The organism is Clostridium bowmanii (genome assembly GCF_018861315.1).
Lineage (GTDB): Bacteria > Bacillota > Clostridia > Clostridiales > Clostridiaceae > Clostridium_AD > Clostridium_AD bowmanii.
The window spans coordinates 61,470-77,732 of sequence record NZ_JAHLDL010000015.1 but is presented as its reverse complement, the minus strand read 5'-3'; the positions used below and the strand labels follow the sequence as shown (position 1 = coordinate 77,732).

19 protein-coding genes and 2 riboswitches are annotated in these 16,263 nt (G+C 33.6%); all 19 genes read right to left on the bottom strand.

What is annotated here, in order from left to right:
* Positions 1–74: 74 nt before the first annotated feature.
* The 19 genes from KPL51_RS11930 to KPL51_RS11840 all read right to left on the bottom strand — a co-directional run bounded on the left by KPL51_RS11930 (position 75) and on the right by KPL51_RS11840 (position 16,250).
* The gene (locus KPL51_RS11930) at positions 75–728 is read right to left on the bottom strand and encodes a precorrin-2 dehydrogenase/sirohydrochlorin ferrochelatase family protein (RefSeq protein ID WP_216161508.1); all 654 of its coding nucleotides are present in this window, start codon (positions 726–728) and stop codon (positions 75–77) included.
* Positions 729–843: 115 nt separating this feature from the next.
* On the bottom strand, positions 844–1,812 hold the full coding sequence (gene hemB / locus KPL51_RS11925; RefSeq protein ID WP_216161505.1) for a porphobilinogen synthase: 969 nt from the start codon (positions 1,810–1,812) through the stop codon (positions 844–846).
* A complete protein-coding gene (cobA, locus tag KPL51_RS11920) occupies positions 1,805–3,280 on the bottom strand; it encodes a uroporphyrinogen-III C-methyltransferase (RefSeq protein ID WP_216161502.1) in 1,476 nt (491 codons plus the stop codon). The genes hemB and cobA overlap by 8 nt, the downstream gene beginning before the upstream one ends.
* A 19-nt stretch (positions 3,281–3,299) precedes the next feature.
* Positions 3,300–4,172, bottom strand: a complete 873-nt coding sequence (gene hemC, locus KPL51_RS11915) for a hydroxymethylbilane synthase (protein ID WP_216161498.1) — start codon at positions 4,170–4,172, stop codon at positions 3,300–3,302.
* Between the two features lie 50 nt (positions 4,173–4,222).
* On the bottom strand, positions 4,223–4,948 hold the full coding sequence (cobK, locus tag KPL51_RS11910; protein ID WP_216161494.1) for a precorrin-6A reductase: 726 nt from the start codon (positions 4,946–4,948) through the stop codon (positions 4,223–4,225).
* Positions 4,945–5,664 (bottom strand): precorrin-3B C(17)-methyltransferase, encoded by a 720-nt coding sequence (gene cobJ / locus KPL51_RS11905; RefSeq protein WP_216161491.1) that lies wholly within the window; start codon positions 5,662–5,664, stop codon positions 4,945–4,947. Before cobJ ends, cobK begins: the two co-directional genes overlap by 4 nt.
* Entirely contained in the window at positions 5,664–6,629 is a 966-nt protein-coding gene (gene cbiG / locus KPL51_RS11900) for a cobalt-precorrin 5A hydrolase (RefSeq protein WP_216161489.1), read from the bottom strand. Before cbiG ends, cobJ begins: the two co-directional genes overlap by 1 nt.
* A complete protein-coding gene (gene cobM, locus KPL51_RS11895; protein ID WP_216161485.1) occupies positions 6,626–7,387 on the bottom strand; it encodes a precorrin-4 C(11)-methyltransferase in 762 nt (253 codons plus the stop codon). The genes cbiG and cobM overlap by 4 nt, the downstream gene beginning before the upstream one ends.
* The gene (cobI, locus tag KPL51_RS11890) at positions 7,387–8,046 is read right to left on the bottom strand and encodes a precorrin-2 C(20)-methyltransferase (protein ID WP_216161482.1); all 660 of its coding nucleotides are present in this window, start codon (positions 8,044–8,046) and stop codon (positions 7,387–7,389) included. Before cobI ends, cobM begins: the two co-directional genes overlap by 1 nt.
* Positions 8,043–8,594 carry a precorrin-6Y C5,15-methyltransferase (decarboxylating) subunit CbiT gene (cbiT, locus tag KPL51_RS11885; protein ID WP_216161478.1) on the bottom strand — a complete coding sequence of 184 codons (552 nt, stop codon included), beginning with the start codon at positions 8,592–8,594 and terminating at the stop codon, positions 8,043–8,045. The genes cobI and cbiT overlap by 4 nt, the downstream gene beginning before the upstream one ends.
* Positions 8,581–9,177: a precorrin-6y C5,15-methyltransferase (decarboxylating) subunit CbiE gene (gene cbiE / locus KPL51_RS11880; RefSeq protein ID WP_224854153.1), complete on the bottom strand. Its 597-nt coding sequence runs from the start codon at positions 9,175–9,177 to the stop codon at positions 8,581–8,583. The genes cbiT and cbiE overlap by 14 nt, the downstream gene beginning before the upstream one ends.
* Positions 9,174–10,256 carry a cobalt-precorrin-5B (C(1))-methyltransferase CbiD gene (gene cbiD, locus KPL51_RS11875; RefSeq protein ID WP_216161474.1) on the bottom strand — a complete coding sequence of 361 codons (1,083 nt, stop codon included), beginning with the start codon at positions 10,254–10,256 and terminating at the stop codon, positions 9,174–9,176. The genes cbiE and cbiD overlap by 4 nt, the downstream gene beginning before the upstream one ends.
* The gene (locus KPL51_RS11870) at positions 10,249–10,881 is read right to left on the bottom strand and encodes a precorrin-8X methylmutase (protein WP_216161471.1); all 633 of its coding nucleotides are present in this window, start codon (positions 10,879–10,881) and stop codon (positions 10,249–10,251) included. The genes cbiD and KPL51_RS11870 overlap by 8 nt, the downstream gene beginning before the upstream one ends.
* A complete protein-coding gene (locus tag KPL51_RS11865) occupies positions 10,872–11,240 on the bottom strand; it encodes a sirohydrochlorin chelatase (protein ID WP_216161467.1) in 369 nt (122 codons plus the stop codon). The genes KPL51_RS11870 and KPL51_RS11865 overlap by 10 nt, the downstream gene beginning before the upstream one ends.
* Before the next feature lie 188 nt (positions 11,241–11,428).
* Positions 11,429–11,601: riboswitch (cobalamin riboswitch) on the bottom strand.
* A gap of 90 nt (positions 11,602–11,691) precedes the next feature.
* A complete protein-coding gene (locus tag KPL51_RS11860) occupies positions 11,692–12,231 on the bottom strand; it encodes a cob(I)yrinic acid a,c-diamide adenosyltransferase (protein WP_216161463.1) in 540 nt (179 codons plus the stop codon).
* Between the two features lie 27 nt (positions 12,232–12,258).
* Positions 12,259–13,227 carry an ABC transporter substrate-binding protein gene (locus tag KPL51_RS11855; protein ID WP_216161460.1) on the bottom strand — a complete coding sequence of 323 codons (969 nt, stop codon included), beginning with the start codon at positions 13,225–13,227 and terminating at the stop codon, positions 12,259–12,261.
* 16 nt (positions 13,228–13,243) lie between these two features.
* A complete protein-coding gene (locus tag KPL51_RS11850) occupies positions 13,244–13,981 on the bottom strand; it encodes an ABC transporter ATP-binding protein (RefSeq protein WP_216161456.1) in 738 nt (245 codons plus the stop codon).
* A 4-nt stretch (positions 13,982–13,985) separates the two neighbouring features.
* Positions 13,986–14,936: a FecCD family ABC transporter permease gene (locus tag KPL51_RS11845; protein WP_216161453.1), complete on the bottom strand. Its 951-nt coding sequence runs from the start codon at positions 14,934–14,936 to the stop codon at positions 13,986–13,988.
* 169 nt (positions 14,937–15,105) lie between these two features.
* Positions 15,106–15,285: riboswitch (cobalamin riboswitch) on the bottom strand.
* A gap of 59 nt (positions 15,286–15,344) precedes the next feature.
* Positions 15,345–16,250, bottom strand: a complete 906-nt coding sequence (locus KPL51_RS11840; RefSeq protein ID WP_216161449.1) for a BadF/BadG/BcrA/BcrD ATPase family protein — start codon at positions 16,248–16,250, stop codon at positions 15,345–15,347.
* Positions 16,251–16,263: the final 13 nt, after the last annotated feature.

Below are 16,263 nucleotides of genomic sequence, written 5' to 3'. Positions count from 1 at the left end.
AAACTTTAGGAATTTAAAAACGCTAAAAAGCACTTTTCTAACTATTGCATTAGAAAGGTGCTTTACTACTAATACTAGTCTTTATCAGTAGTAACAAAGCAGAACCTCTCCATTTCTTTTCGAGTTTCCTGTTCTCCTATTTCCTTAAGCCTATTAAAATAGTATTCCACATCTATAGAAGCCATTATATCTTTTCTTTTAGAACTTGATTTAATATTCAAAAGTAGGTCTTTTCTAAAATCACCTAATATATTTACAAATGTACTATAGCTATCATCAAATTGATTTTCTAATTTTTCTCTTAATAACTTACTATAAAAGGGGCATTTACCATTAGTAGATATAGTTATTGTTAAATCTCCTCTTTTAACTTTTGCAGGAACTATAAATTTACTACTTTCTAGATCATCTACAACATTAACTAGAATATTTTTTTGCGCGCAATCTCTAGCTATTTGAAGATTAACATCACTATTATTGGTTGCTGCAATAACAAAAAAAGCATTTTTAATATATTCACTTTTATAATCATCCTCAATATATATAATATCTTCGCCCATAGTTTCAATTAATGGATTTATTTTTTCAATAATTTCCCTGGAAATTATTGTTATTTTACCGCCATATTCAATAAGCCCATTTATTTTCCTATAAGCAACATTTCCGCCTCCAACCACTAGACATTTTTCATTTTTGATATTAATCATAATTGGGTAGTACTTATTCATAGCCTCATCCTCCTAGAAACATCTTCTCTATAATATTTTTAATGCTCACTAGTCAGCATTTTATATGGACTAGTGAGCATATTAACTAATTTTTTTAAATACCACAAATTTATTATTAATCTTCCTTAAGCCACCTGCAAGCATCTATTGCATAATAAGTGATTATAATATGCGCACCTGCCCTTTTTATTGATGTTAACATTTCCATGGCAACACTTTTCTCATTAATAAGACCCTTTTCAGCTGCGGCCTTAACCATTGCAAATTCGCCACTTACACTATATGCTGCTATTGGAACATCAAATCTATCCCTTGCCGATCTTATTACATCTAGATATGAAATTGCTGGTTTGATCATAACAATATCAGCACCCTCTTTTATATCATCCTCAATCTCACACATTGCTTCCCTTACGTTTGCTGGATCCATTTGATAAGTTTTTCTATCTCCAGATTTTGGTGCTGAGTGAGCTGCTTCTCTAAAGGGACCATAAAATGCTGATGAATACTTAGCACTATAGGACATTATTGATACATTTTTAAAATTATTTTCATCTAATACGTTTCTAATGGCCAAAACCCTTCCATCCATCATATCAGAAGGTGCCACCATATCCGCTCCAGCTTTTGCATGAGATATAGCAATTTTGCCCAAATAATCAAGTGTTTCATCATTATCAATTACATCGTCCTTGATTATTCCACAATGACCATGACTTGTAAATTGACACATGCATATATCGGTAATTACTAAAATATCCTTATTTAGCTCTTTTATTTTTCTTACAGCCCTTTGAACTATTCCATCATCTATCCATGCTGATGTTCCTATTTCATCCTTTTCATCAGGAAGTCCGAATAAAATAACACCTCTAATGCCGGCCTTCTCGATTTCATCTATTATTTCATAAAGTCTATCCACAGAATAATGATAATTTCCTGGCATTGATGAGATTTCTTCCTTTATATTTTCACCTTCCACTGCAAATATAGGAAATACAAAGTCCTTAGGTGTTAATATTGTCTCTCTTACTAAATCCCTTATTGCAGTATTTGCTCTTAATCTTCTTCTTCTGTTAATCATGTTTTTCTCCTTTTAATTGCAACAAATTTTTGATTATCCCATTACTGGAATATTCATCGCATACACTATATTTAATATTATTTTTACTAAGTTCTTCGCCGGTTATTAGACCAATAGCTATACATTCTTTTTCTTTAATCCTATTTATTCCTAACATTGAGATCATATTTTTAACCGTTGAGGGACTTGTAAAGATAACAATATCAACATTGTCAAATACACCCTCATTTTGAAGTGTGCCCTGTCCTATTTCATAAATTGGAACCTCATCCACGCAGCAATCAAGTTTTCTAAGTTCCTCACCTAAATATTCTCTAGCATTTTTCGAACCTGGGATTAGTATCTTATCACCTGGTTTCACATGGTTTTTCAGCTCTGTTAGAAGAGATTCTGAAACAAATTGCTCTGCAATAATCAGTGGATTTATTCCCATGTTTTTTATTGCCTTGGCTGTTGCAGGACCTATTGCACAAAATTCCCCACCTATCTTTCTAATATCTAACTCATTGTCCTTTAAATATTTAAAAAATAAATTAACACCATTTACACTTGTAAGAACTAGATAATCATATGAACTAAATTTTTTAATATACTCTTTTAAATTTTTTGCAGTATCTTTTATTTCAATTGAATTTATAGCAGTTATCTGTGCCCCTAAATCAAGTAATTTCTCACTAATTTCCACACTTTGCTGCTTTGAGCGAGTAATGCAAATATTCTTTCCAAACAGAGGTTTTCTCTCATACCAATTGAGTTTCTCACTTAATTCAACAACTCCACCAACCACGATTATACAGGGAGATTTAAATCCTGCTTCCTCTACCTTACTGCAAATATTACTAAGTGTTCCCACAACTTTTTTCTGTTTTGAGGTCGAACCCCTCATAATGACAGCACATGGGCATTCTGCATCTTTGCTATTATTTATTAGTGAATTTGTTATAACTCCGATATTTTTAAGTCCCATTAGAAATATTAAGGTCCCATTTAATGATGCAACACTTTTCCAGTTAATGTCTAATTTATCTGCAGTATGCCCAGTAAACACATGAAAACTCTGTGATATTGCTCTATGTGTTACTGGAATTCCCGCATAGTTTAAAACTGCTATGGCAGAAGTAATTCCAGGAATCACTTCAAATTCAATTCCCTCATTTTCTAGCCTTAAAGCCTCCTCGCCACCCCTTCCGAATACATAAGGGTCGCCTCCCTTTATTCTTCCAACGGTATTTCCTTCTTTCGCTAGTTTTACAAGCATATCATTTGTTTCTTCCTGATTCTTATAATGACAACCTGGTTCCTTACCACAATAATATATTTTACATTCCTTATTTAAATATTTTAATAGACTATCATTAGCAAGCCTATCGTATAAAACTGCAGTACACTTCTCAAGAATTCTCTTGCCTTTTAGGGTTAAAAGCTCCTCATCACCGGGACCTGCACCAATCAAATATACCTTTGACATAAACAAACACCACTTTCAATTATGAATTTATTATCTTTTCGCCTAGGAGTTTTCCAAGTTCTATATAGTCATACACACTTCCTAATATGTCTTTTTTTATAAATTTTCCATTTAACTCAAATACACCAACTATGTATATGTCGTCATTTTGAAGCCTAGCATATGCTCCAATTGGAGAATGACAACCTCCATTTAGCCTTCTCATAAAGCTTCTCTCTGCATCCACGCATATCCTGGTTTCGTGATGCTCTATGCTTTTTAATATATGAATATACTTACTTGTCTTTAATGCTTCAATGCCAAGGGCACCTTGACCTATCGCAGGTACAAACTCATCCACATTAAGATACTCCGTTATAATACACTCCATTCCGCACCTTTTTAGTCCAGCTGCTGCTAGTATAATTCCATCCAAGTTTTCTGTTTCTATTTTTTCCACTCTGGTTTGAACATTACCCCTTATGGGTACCATCACAGCATCTGGTCTTAAATTCATAATCTGCGTGGACCGTCTTTTACTACTTGTACCAATTCTGGCACCCCTTGGTAAGTTCTCAATGGTTGTACCATTCATAGATACATATACGTCTCTAACATCCTCTCGAATTGGCATTGATACTATTTCAAAACCCTCAGGCATTTCGTAGGGTACATCCTTCATGCTATGAACCGCTGCTTCCGCACGTCCCTCTAGCATTGCAACTTCAATCTCCTTTATAAAAACACCCTTGCCACCTATCTTATCAAGGCTTACATCAAGTATCCTATCTCCCTTTGTACTCATTAATAGCTTCTCGCATTTTAGTTCATTTTTCTCATATATCATTCTCATAACGAGATCCGTTTGAATTTGTGCTAGTTTACTTTTTCTAGAAGCTATTATTATTCCCAAATCATGACCCTCCATCTTGAAACATATATTTAAATGTTCTATTAGTTAAATCATAAAATCATTGTAAGTAATTTAACCATCTCATTTATTCCATCCTCAAATTCCCGTCCAATTACTATAGGTGTAGTGTTAGATTTAATACAAGCTTCTATTTTCTCTGGTGTTCCACCCACACTTCCACTGTCCTTCATAACAACATAGTTTGCATCATATTCTTTGATTATACTAATGTTAAGTTCAGTTGAAAATGGGCCTAACATTCCTATAATATCCTTCATTTTAATATTGTTATCTACACACTCCTGAATACTAAATATTGTAGGAAGTACCCTATATATAAATCTATTACTATCTTTTACCTTCTCGAAATCTTTTATATTCTTAATTCCCGTTGTAAATAAAACAGAACCCTTAATGCTTTTTAAATAATTAGTACATTCTGATATTGACTTAACATAAACAACATTTTCGAATTCCGTTTTCGGTCTTACAAATCTTAAATATCTTATGTTGTGCTTCTTACAGGCAAGCCTTGCATTTTTACTTACCTCAATTGCGTAAGGGTGAGACATATCTATTACAGTTCCGATATTTCGTATTTTAATAAATTCTAGCATTTCATCATAATTCATCCTAGAAACCACAATATTCTCATCTTCATCATCTATTACCTCACAGCCACTATAGGTTGCAACAGAAATAACATACTTAAGCTTTCCCTTTATTTTAGATAATAAAATATTGCTTTCTGTGGTTCCTCCAATAATCCATATCAAAAATTATACCCCCTAGGAGTTATAATTTTCCCATCTTTTATATAAGTTTTGCTATTACCAATAAGTACAACTGTCATCATATCTATAAACTCAAAATCCACAGTGTCAAGAGTTACTATTTTCTTATCATTGCCTTCTCTGCCTGCATTTTTAACAAGTCCCACAGGGACTTCTCCACCCCGATGCGCTCTTATTATTTCAATTGATCTCTTTATCTGGATTTTTCTACCCCTGCTCTTTGGGTTATATATTGCTATTACGAAATCAGCACTTGCTGCCGCCTCAAGCCTTTTTTCAATGACCTCCCAAGGTGTAAGTAAATCACTAAGACTTATTGTACAAAAATCATGCATAATAGGGGCTCCTAGCTCTGCAGCAGCGCAAAAAGCAGCACTAACTCCAGGAATTACCTCAACCTCGATATCGCCAGCTAGTTCAAGTATTAACCCAGCCATACCATAAAGTCCTGGATCTCCAGTGCTTATAATACATGTATCAATTCCATTTTCAACCTCTTGTAGTGCCAATTTACATCTTTCTATTTCACCCTTCATACCTGTTGAAATAATTCTCTTACCTACTATTATTTTTTTTACAAGTTCTATGTAAAATTTGTATCCGACCACAACCTCACATTTTTCTATCGCATTTGCTGCCTTATATGTAAGATTATCTAGGCCACCAGGACCAATACCAACTACGTAAAGCTTAGCCATTACATTCCTCCTTTGGAAATAGCAATTGTTATCCCATTTATTGCAGTTCGACGGACTATTAATTCTCCACCAGAGATATATGCACAAGGCTCACATACTGAAGACACTCCAATTGTGCTTTCAACAAATGCACTTTTATTAAATTTGTCCTGAACCACTTTAATATCTTCCCTTGAAATTATCACCATTTCACAGTTTAAATTTTTACAGGCATCTATTATCCCTATTTCATCTTGTTTTACATCAACCGTTGCAATTGCTTTTATACACTTTATAGACAAATCATTACTTTTAAACACTTCCGTAAGTGCGCTAATTATCTCATCCATGCTTTTACCTCGTCTACAACCTAATCCAACTATAATGTTTTTAGGCCTTAAAATACAACTAGGTTTATCATAATTAATACTCTGTTTTGATGAAACAAATATTGCTCCTGATTCGTTGTTTTCTACTATATTTCTATATCCTATTTTAGCTTCAATTTCAGATTCAATTTTTATATTATCCCCGTCTATCATCATAGAAGTTATTTGTTTAGCATTGCCAAAACTCTCAATGAAAAGATTATTTCTTTTTGCAAACATATCAACCGCTTCTATTCCTCTACCATCGGAGGCTGTTGTAATTATCGGTTGATTTTTGAGACAACCTGCTATATTCTCTGCAAGGTAATTTGCACCACCAATATGTCCTGATAAAAGGCTTATTGAGTATCTACCTAGGTCATCCACCACAACTATTGCAGGATCAACACTCTTATTTTTTATAAAAGGTGCTGATATTCTAATTGCAATTCCTGTGGAAGAAATAAAAACAATACCATCATAGTCACTAAAAATATTATTTAAATTGATTTTATAATTCTCCTTTGAAAACTTATGCACTTCATAATCTGAGCAGCATTTTATTCTCTTTGCGATAGCTTCTCCACTCCTTGTAAAAGCAAGGCAGGCAATCTTCATTTTACTCCCTTGCGAAAACCATGAGTAAACTGTGGGTGGTATAATAATGAGCGGTCATACTCTCCCTCAATAAAATCTCCCACTAGAATTTGCGAAAAATTTCCTATACCCTCAGCTTTTACTTTTTCAGCAATATTATTAAGTCTTCCCATAATAATTTTTTCCTCTGGCCAAGTAGCTTTATAAACAACTGCAACTGGAACATCATCTCTGCCATAACCTTTTGTAAGTTTCGCAACTACATTTTCAATATCTTGAACAGATAGGAAAATAGCCATAGAGCATTTATGTGCTGCAAGTTTCTCTAAATCCTCCTCAGGTGGTACTGGTGTTCTTCCTTCCATTCTTGTAATTATTACAGTTTGGCTTACATTTGGAAGGGTAAATTCCTTTTTAATGGCTGCAGCACTAGCTGTAAAAGAGCTTACTCCCGGAATAACACAATACTTCATATGATGTTTATCAAGTTCATCCATTTGTTCCCTGATTGCTCCATAAATTGATGGATCTCCAGTATGAAGTCTTACAATTGTCTTATCACTACTTTGGTTTTGCTCACTTACCATTATTGAGATAACTTCTTCAAGAGTCATTGAAGCACTATTGTATTTTTTAAAACCACTTTTGCAAAACTTTAAATGTTCATCCCATACAAGAGAGCCTGCATATATAACTACGTCTGCAGCTTCTAAAAGTCTTCTTCCCTTTACTGTTATTAAATCAACATCACCGGGTCCTGCTCCTATAAAATAAATCACTAGCTTTTCCTCCTTGCATATATTAACGACATATAATCATTGTCGCCTAATATTTCTGATTTTTCATATATTAACTTTTCATCTTCTTGTGTGCATCTTTTAACACAAACATATTCAAACCCATGTTTTGTTAGTTTGTCCATTATATCTAATTTGTTCTTTATTATTTTAAGAACACAAACAGTATCAACTCTCTTTAGAATTTCCTCATCTAGCATTCCATCTGCTAGGTAAAAGCTTTCATCTCTTAAGGTCAGTGGCAATGAAAGTCTTGATGCTGCAGCATTAAATGAGGTTATCCCTGGGATAGTTTCCACATCCAAATCAGTTTTTTTAAGCTGAATCATCAAATACAAATAAGTACTGTAGGTCATTGGGTCACCAAGGGTTAAGAATACTCCCACCTTATCATCACCTAAAATTTCATTTATTTTAATAGCTGCATCTATATATCTTTCTTCATTATCCTCACCCATTGGAAATTCAAGCTCTATAACTTTCTTGTTCACAATATAATCACTAACTATTGTTTCTGCAAGACTATGACCCTTGCTACTTGGTACAAATACATAATCACAATTGCGGATTAGATTATAACCCTTTAGTGTAATGAGTTCCTTGTCTCCTGGACCTACTCCGATACCATAAAATTTTCTCATATTTTTCTCCCCTTAACTATATATACAGGATTTTGGCCCTTCATAAGTCCAATCCTATCCATAACTGCAGATTGAATAAGCCTAACCTTAATATCCTCATATCCTAATTCTTTTAACAAGTTTTTAAATTGGACCATGTTGTCAGGGATGATAAAATTCCCGCAAATAATTCCACCGTTAGCTTGCTTTTTACTTAAGGCACTAACAATTTCATTAAGTTTTCCACCGCTTCCGCCAATAAAGCATTTATTAAAAGCTTCAATATTATCAAATGCCCCTGGAGCATATCCACCAATGATATTTACAGTTGCATTAAATTTTTCAGCATTTTTGGATATAAGCTCTAGCCCCTCAGGTTCTCTCTCCACTGCAAATACCTTTGCCCCAAGAAGCGCTGCCTGAATAGATATTGAGCCACTTCCAGCACCAACATCTAAAAATACATCATCAGCTGATATATCAAGCATTGCAATAGTAATAACTCTAACATCAAATTTAGTCATAGGGATCTTTCCACGTATAAAATCCTCATCTCTAAGCCATTTCATTTTCAATCACCACCACTGAAATATTTCCTGCTATTTCTATTTCATCGCCTATCTTATTACACAATATAACTTCCTCATCATAAGACAGGTTATAACCTGTATATATTTTCCCAGTTACCCCAAGATTATATAATTGCTTTGATATGAAGTTAGGATTATTTTTACTATCTGTAAGTATTACCGAAAGCTTACTTTTAGTAACTTTAACGAGATTTTCATTCCTTCCATGAAGACTAATAAGTAATGCATCTTGCCAACTCTTTTTTAGTTTTGTCATCATATACTGGAAAGAAGAAATTCCTGGTATTACTTCGCCTAACACAATACCCTTCTTAACTAAGAAATCTATAATGCCAAAATAGCAAGGATCTCCTGAGGCGAGTACCACTGTAGTCACCTCATCATCTAAGTTTTCAATTATTTCTTGTACTCTATTTACTTCAATAACATCATTTACTATAGTTTTTGCAGTGCTAGCTATTCTTCCAAAAGCAATAACCCTATCCGCGGATTTTATTGCCTTTATTGCCTCCATAGTAAGATAATTTATATTTCCTGGTCCCATTCCAATAATTTTAATCATAATTTTCCCCCAAGTATTCCATATTCCATTGAATACATAATTACATGAATGTTACTTTCACCATCTTCATCCTTAAGATACCTTTTGATTCTCTCCACACAACCAGCTATCATTTCATTTATAACAACAGGATAATTGTTATCTATTATAAGCTTAAGCGCTTCCTCCGAGGTTTTACATTCATTAACACAATTTATTAACTCAATGGTAGCACTGTTTAATGCAAGATAATAAACAAAGGCTTCAATTCTAACATCACAAATTTTACTATGGGTGTTAAAGGCTCCTATAGATAGCTTGCACAACTTTCCAATATGGCCTACTAGGATTATTTTATCGAAACCCTTGTTTTTAGAATAAAGTAGCATGTCGCCTATAAAATTTGATATTTTTATTTTAGCTCCCTTAAGATTTAAATCCTCAACAACTTTTTCACCATAATTTCCGAGGAACAGTACTATTTCCCTTTGTCCTTTGTCATATGCATCGTCAATTTCTATATAAATACTTTTCTTAAGCGCCTCATCAGACATTGGTTCTACTATTCCCTTCGTTCCAATTATGGAAATGCCACCGATTATTCCAAGATTAGAGTTAAAGGTTTTTTTAGAAATTTCCTTTCCCTCGGGTGCATATATTAAAACATTAAACCCACAATTTGATACCTTTAACAATTCATCTGTAATCATTTTTCTTGGAACAGGATTTATTGCCGCCGCTCCACTCTTTCCCCAAAAACCACTTCTTGTTATTCGGCCTATACCCTCTCCACCATCAATGATAATTTTAGAATCTTCTCTTTTGCTCACTCTTGCATATATTTTTATTTTGTCTGTAGAATCAGGATCATCCCCTGCATCCTTAACAATACAACAATAAGCATGATCTTCTTCTATATGAATATCTAAAAGCTCCAAATTAAGAATTATCCCAGCTGGTGTATCTATACTTATTTTTTCTAATTTTTCTCTACTCAGCAGCATTTTTGCTGCTGCCTTAGCTGCCCCAGCTGCGCAGCTACCTGTTGTATAACCGCACCTAAGTTTTTTACCATATTTAACTATATAGTTATCATTCATCTCGATTGCCGTCAAGGGCCATATACAGTAGTGCATTTACTATAGAGGCAGCCACATTACTTCCTCCCTTTGTACCTATGGTTGTTATTGAAGGTATATCAAATCCCCTAATATATTCCTTAGATTCTGCAGCTCCTACAAAACCAACAGGCACTCCAATAATAAGCTTTGGCGACACCATATTTTTATTTATAAGCTCACCAATCCTATATAATGCGGTAGGGGCATTTCCTATTACAAAGATATCAACCTCTTCGCTTGCCGCATAATCCATAGATGCCATGGATCTTGTTATTCCATTGAGCTTTGCATTTTTAAATATTTCTGCATCACCAATAAAACATTCTACAGTGCAGTTTAACTTTTCAATTGCTCTTTTATTTATTCCAGATAGTACCATAGTAGTATCTGTTACAATTCTGCACCCACTCTTTATTGCCTTAAGGCCTTCTTCTATGGCTTCTGGTTTTATGTTCACTATGTTCTTGTAGTCAAAATCTCCTGTGGTATGGATTGTTCTCTCAACAATCTTAAGCTCCATTGGAGTAAATTCATGTTCCCCTAGTTCTGCCTCTATTATCTCCATGCTTTTATTTTCTATTTCCATTGGTTTTTTTAAATACATGTTAATTCTCCCTCCGCATTTTCCTTAAGGATATTAACAATTATATTATTATACCCTATTGGTTTTGCCAATGATATTTTAAGGTCCGTATATTTTACTTTAATCTCTTTCAAAATTTTTGGAATATCTTCCTTAATATGAATTCCAGAAAAAAGGAAATATGGAACAACTACTAAATCCCTAGTCCCATTTTTATACATAAGGTCAATTGTATCAGGTATATTTGGCACACATATTTCCATAAAACACCCCTCAACATTACCCTCTACTTGCGACTTGAAATTATCTAGCATACTATTAAAAACTTCAAAAGCCTCTTTTGATCTACTTCCATGTCCAACAACTAATATACTCTTCATCTATTTACTCCTCTCAATCCAAATTATAATTTCCTAAACTACCATAACCCAAAAAAATAAAAATACCCAACCTACAAAAGGTTGGGTAAAAGATTTTATAAAAAAATAAAATGCCTTCACATCCCATGTGAAGGCAATACAATGCAAAATGAGCATATATAATTGCCATCCCGTCCCTCCGTAGGATAAAGCTGTATATCATCTAGGCAGGTCTCCTGGCTTTCGGGTCACTCTCCTCCACCCTTCCCAGCATAAGCCAGTGGTATAGATTCGTATCCATGTACAGTAGCGGGGGCTGCAGTGGATTTAGACCACTTTCCCTATTAAACCTTTAAAAGGTACCATAAACAATTTATTATTAAGTTATTTTTATTATAAAGTATATTTTTATCAATTGCAACACTAACATACATAATTTCTTAAAGTGTAGTTTGTAGTGTAGTTATTACAACTAAAATTCTATACCCTCTCTAGAGGTCACGCCCTCATTAAAATAATGCTTTATATCCTTCATCTCGGTTACAAGGTTAGCTTTATCTATTATAGCTTTAGGCACATCTCTTCCTGTTAAAATCAATTCTATATTACTAGGTTTAGCATCTATTAATTCTAGTAATTGTTCCTGACTTATTAGTCCATTATTTAATGCTCCCATTACTTCATCCATGATAAGGATATCGCACTTTTCTTCTTTAAGTGCCTGCATGCAGAATTCATATGCCTTTTGTATTTCTTTTTTTAATTCAATTTTTTCTTCAGCATTTAACGTCCAAAAAAAACCTCTTTTTTTCTCAAACCTAAATATATTAAAAAAAGGAGCTAATTTTTTAGCACTTTCAATTTCACCGGTTTTACTTCCTTTTAAAAACTGTACCATAAATACATTATATTCATTTCCTGCGGCTCTAACAGCTAGTCCTACAGCTGCAGTTGTCTTACCTTTACCATTTCCTGTGTAAATTTGCACATAACCATTTTTTAATTTTCCCATTATACTCATCTCTCCTTTACATATCTACTATTTAGTTATTTCACCATAAATTTTAGTTTGAAGTTCTTTTAACCCTACTAAGTATCTCATAGTTGCACTAGAAATCAACTTTTCATCAATAATAATTATATTATTATCTTTTATTGCTTTAATTCCAGAATAGCCTGGCCTTTTTTTTATTTCATGAATGGATACTGATTTATTCATGGCACCCTTTTGTGCAATATAAAATTCAATTGCATTAGACTTCGATAAGAGTGATTCTTCGCCATACTCAACTATAGTTGAAGACTTAGAAGCTTTAACATCTGTAGCAATGTTTTCCAAACCAACAATTGTTAATGCCCTTCCAGCAAAGGAATTGGGTGTTACAGTTTTAATTTTTTCGCCTGTACTTTCAAAATATGCAACTCTTTTGTTATCAATTTTCTCCACATTTTTTTGAATTTCTGCCACTCCTGAATTAAATTGCGTTATTAATGCTTTCGCTTCCGATTCTTTTCCAACTAGCATACCTAGTCTTGTTATATACTTTCCGAACTGATCAAATTCACTACAGTATAAACTCACAACTGTAATGCCTGCGCCTTGAATTGCTTTTATATAGTCAGGATGTTGCTGCGCTATCGTGCTGCGAATCAAAACAACATCTGGTTTTGCTGCAATCACAAGTTCTGGGTCATCCTTCACACTATATTGAGTTTTTGAAAGTACTGCCTTTGGATAAGTATCACTAGTTCCAACACCTATAATTTCACTATCCAGTCCTAGTGAGTATAAATTCTCAGTGTGTACAGAATAAAGAGAAATTATTTTTTTAGCGGGTTTACTTAACACAATTTTCTTGCCACCATCATCCACAAATTCAATTTTTGAATTTGTGGATGACTCTTTCTTCGGTTTATTAGTATCTACTACATCAGATGTTTTATTTTTTACTGCACACCCTGTTAAAACTAAAAGTGTTACTATCATTAAAGCCAAAATTTTTTTCATAATTGCCTCCATATATTTATTCCGTAATTAATATGTGATTAATAAAGTCCCCTTGAACTTTAAAAACCTCTTTTAAAGTAGTTCTAGTTAGAACTTCCTCGCTCTTCCCAAAAGCATAAACTCCCTTTTTATCTAAAACTAACAGTTCATCGCAGAATTTTCTTGCAAAAAAAAGATCATGAATCACAAGAATAACAAGTTTTCCTTTATTTACTTCCTTCCTGAGTTGTTCAAAAAATTTTATTTTATAAAAAATATCAGCATTTGAAAGCCCTTCATCTACTAAAATAACATCACTCTCTTGAGCAAGAATCTTAGCAAACACTGCACGCTGAACCTCTCCGCCACTTAAAGTTGTAAGTGGCTTATCTGCAAAGTCCTCCAAATCATTTTCTTTTATTTTTTCACAAACTATTTGTTCCATTTCCATATTAGTTTCACTATCATGACAATAACGCCCCATGGCTACCAATTCCCTAACTGTATATGGAAATTTAATAGAAGTATTTTGCCGCATATACGAAAGTTTCCTGGCCATTTCCTTGTTAGAATACTTATAAACAGGCTGTCCACTAAGATAAATCTCCCCTGAATCCATTTTTAGATCTCTTGCAACTACATTTAAGAGAGTAGATTTTCCAGCACCATTTGGTCCAACAATTCCATAGAGCACTCCAGGAATAAATTGGGCATTAATATCTTTTAGGATTATGCGTTTACCATAACTCAAATTTATGTCCTTAAGCTTTAACAAAAAATCACCTCTTTTTAGCAATGAAAATATAAATAAAAAATGGTCCACCTACCATTGTGGTAAGTACTCCTACAGGAATTTCATGTTGAAGAACTGTTCGCGTTAACGTATCTGCAAGCAATAGAAATAATGCCCCCAAAAGTGCGCTCATTGGCAGTACTTTTCGGTTGTCTGCTCCGATAAAAATACGACACAAATGAGGGACTATAAGTCCAACAAATCCTATAATGCCACATAGTGAAACTGAAAATGCTGTCAAAGTCACAGCTATTATCATCAATAAGCGATATAAAAAATCATAAGAAATACCAACTGAATTTGCTTCTCGTCTGCCTAGTGTGATAATGTTAAGCTGCCCCATGTAACCATATGCAATTACAAAACAGATCAACATTACTACTCCCAAAACCACTACTTTATTAAGTGGCTTAGATGACAAATTCCCCATGAGCCAATACACCATACTGGCTACATCTTCATCCGCCAAACTTTTTAGAAGACTTAGTCCTGCTGAAAAAATACTGCCTACAATAATTCCGGCTATAATAACATTTGTGGATTCTAATTCTCCTTTGACCTTGGATAGCCATAGGACAATACCAATGACAAGAAAACTAAATAATATCGCAAAAATTTGTATGGGCATATTTATCCCCAGTGTAAGATTCACATAAATTGCAAGGCAAGCTCCAAACGCACCACCAGAGGCAATGCCCAAAGTGTAAGCATCTGCAAGCGGATTTTGCAATAATCCCTGTAAAATAACACCACTTGTTGCTAGTGCACTACCTACAAATATTGCCACTAAAACACGTGGTAGTCGGATGTTATAAAAAATAGTATGTGCCGTCTTTGGATCTATATTAATCAAATTAATTTTACCCACTCCAACCGCAAATATAGCAAGTCCAATAATACAAATCAAAAGCATTATATTAATCATTTTATATTTCATAAATCAATTTTTTCACCTAGCTTCCTAATTTGAATGATAAATTTTCCTGTACAAAAGCAACAAATAAAAAACCACACCCAAGGATGTGGAATAATGCAATTAACTTTTCTAACTATTGGACGACCCAATATTATTGTTAAGTTACGTATTTTCATCCTCCCTCCGAAGACTAAATTTCACGCATTAGGCAGGTTTACTGGCTTTAGCATCATCTTACTCTCCAACCTTCTCAGTTTCCCAATGGTTTTTTGGATTTCATCCTCTAATACAGTAGCGGTGGGCTGCAGTGGGTTTTAACCACTTTCCCTTTTAACCCTTGTTTCAGGGCACCTAAAGCTAATATTCGATTTTTATTTTACTCACAATTATTATTTTATCATCAAAAAAATATTAAAGCAATATTTCATTCTATTTTTCTTTTTTAATTTTTCTAATTCCTTGATAATATGCTCCTTTTGCTGATGAAATATCTTCATCATAGAGCTTTATTTTAATAGCATTTCTAACAAATTCATTGTTAAATTCATCTTTTACAATTTTAATCTTGGTTATTATGCTTCCTTTTATTGCAACTTTGATTGTGCCTTTGACCCCTAGTAATTTAATTGCCCTAATAGTATTTTTAGCTAAATCCACACCTGCATCTTTTAATATCTGAATACAAGTACTATCTCCATTTTCACACATTTTTAATATTACAGGAACTAAGGCTGCAATCTCACCCTTATTTGAATTATAAACAAATTGTAATAACTGTTTTCTATTATCACAATTTGTTGTCTTAAAAATTTCTTTAGTTAGAGTACTATCTGGAAGTCCTAAATCATTTTCTAAGAAAATCTCCCTAATTGCTTCCATGACTATAAAGTATCCACTACCTTGGTCTCCTATTAAATGCCCCCAACCCCCAACTCTTACTTCATTACCATTGTATTCCCCAATTGTAATAGAACCAGTACCAGCGATAGTCATTATGCCATCATTCCCTTTAAGCAACGCACTTAATGCGATCTCACCATCATTAATAACTTTTATAGGGCAATTAAATCTTCCTTTTAAATAGTGCTGAATTATTGTTTTATTATCTCCAGCCTCGCATCCAGCTAGTCCTAAACATAAGTATACACAATCATCTAATCTTAATTTTTCTGTACATTCTAATATGGATAGTTCTATATTTTTAAGAGCTACATCTTTATCTATAAGTATATTGCCAAGGCCAGCATAACCTCTTGCAATTTCACTGCCATCTAAATCATAAGCTATAGATTCTGTCTTGGTTCCTCCACCATCCACACCTATTATATATTGCATTTCCTCACCTCAC

What these genes read in the sequence shown, in the direction of transcription:
- KPL51_RS11845 (WP_216161453.1), bottom strand. Translation starts at nt 14,936, where the DNA reads ATGAAATATAAAATGATTAATATAATGCTTTTGATTTGTATTATTGGA.
- cobJ (WP_216161491.1), bottom strand. Translation starts at nt 5,664, where the DNA reads ATGGCTAAGCTTTACGTAGTTGGTATTGGTCCTGGTGGCCTAGATAAT.
- KPL51_RS11870 (WP_216161471.1), bottom strand. Translation starts at nt 10,881, where the DNA reads ATGTATTTAAAAAAACCAATGGAAATAGAAAATAAAAGCATGGAGATA.
- cbiG (WP_216161489.1), bottom strand. Translation starts at nt 6,629, where the DNA reads ATGAAGATTGCCTGCCTTGCTTTTACAAGGAGTGGAGAAGCTATCGCA.
- cbiE (WP_224854153.1), bottom strand. Translation starts at nt 9,177, where the DNA reads ATGATTAAAATTATTGGAATGGGACCAGGAAATATAAATTATCTTACT.
- cbiD (WP_216161474.1), bottom strand. Translation starts at nt 10,256, where the DNA reads ATGAATGATAACTATATAGTTAAATATGGTAAAAAACTTAGGTGCGGT.
- hemB (WP_216161505.1), bottom strand. Translation starts at nt 1,812, where the DNA reads ATGATTAACAGAAGAAGAAGATTAAGAGCAAATACTGCAATAAGGGAT.
- cobI (WP_216161482.1), bottom strand. Translation starts at nt 8,046, where the DNA reads ATGAGAAAATTTTATGGTATCGGAGTAGGTCCAGGAGACAAGGAACTC.
- KPL51_RS11930 (WP_216161508.1), bottom strand. Translation starts at nt 728, where the DNA reads ATGAATAAGTACTACCCAATTATGATTAATATCAAAAATGAAAAATGT.
- KPL51_RS11840 (WP_216161449.1), bottom strand. Translation starts at nt 16,250, where the DNA reads ATGCAATATATAATAGGTGTGGATGGTGGAGGAACCAAGACAGAATCT.
- KPL51_RS11865 (WP_216161467.1), bottom strand. Translation starts at nt 11,240, where the DNA reads ATGAAGAGTATATTAGTTGTTGGACATGGAAGTAGATCAAAAGAGGCT.
- KPL51_RS11855 (WP_216161460.1), bottom strand. Translation starts at nt 13,227, where the DNA reads ATGAAAAAAATTTTGGCTTTAATGATAGTAACACTTTTAGTTTTAACA.
- cobA (WP_216161502.1), bottom strand. Translation starts at nt 3,280, where the DNA reads ATGTCAAAGGTATATTTGATTGGTGCAGGTCCCGGTGATGAGGAGCTT.
- cbiT (WP_216161478.1), bottom strand. Translation starts at nt 8,594, where the DNA reads ATGAAATGGCTTAGAGATGAGGATTTTATACGTGGAAAGATCCCTATG.
- KPL51_RS11860 (WP_216161463.1), bottom strand. Translation starts at nt 12,231, where the DNA reads ATGGGAAAATTAAAAAATGGTTATGTGCAAATTTACACAGGAAATGGT.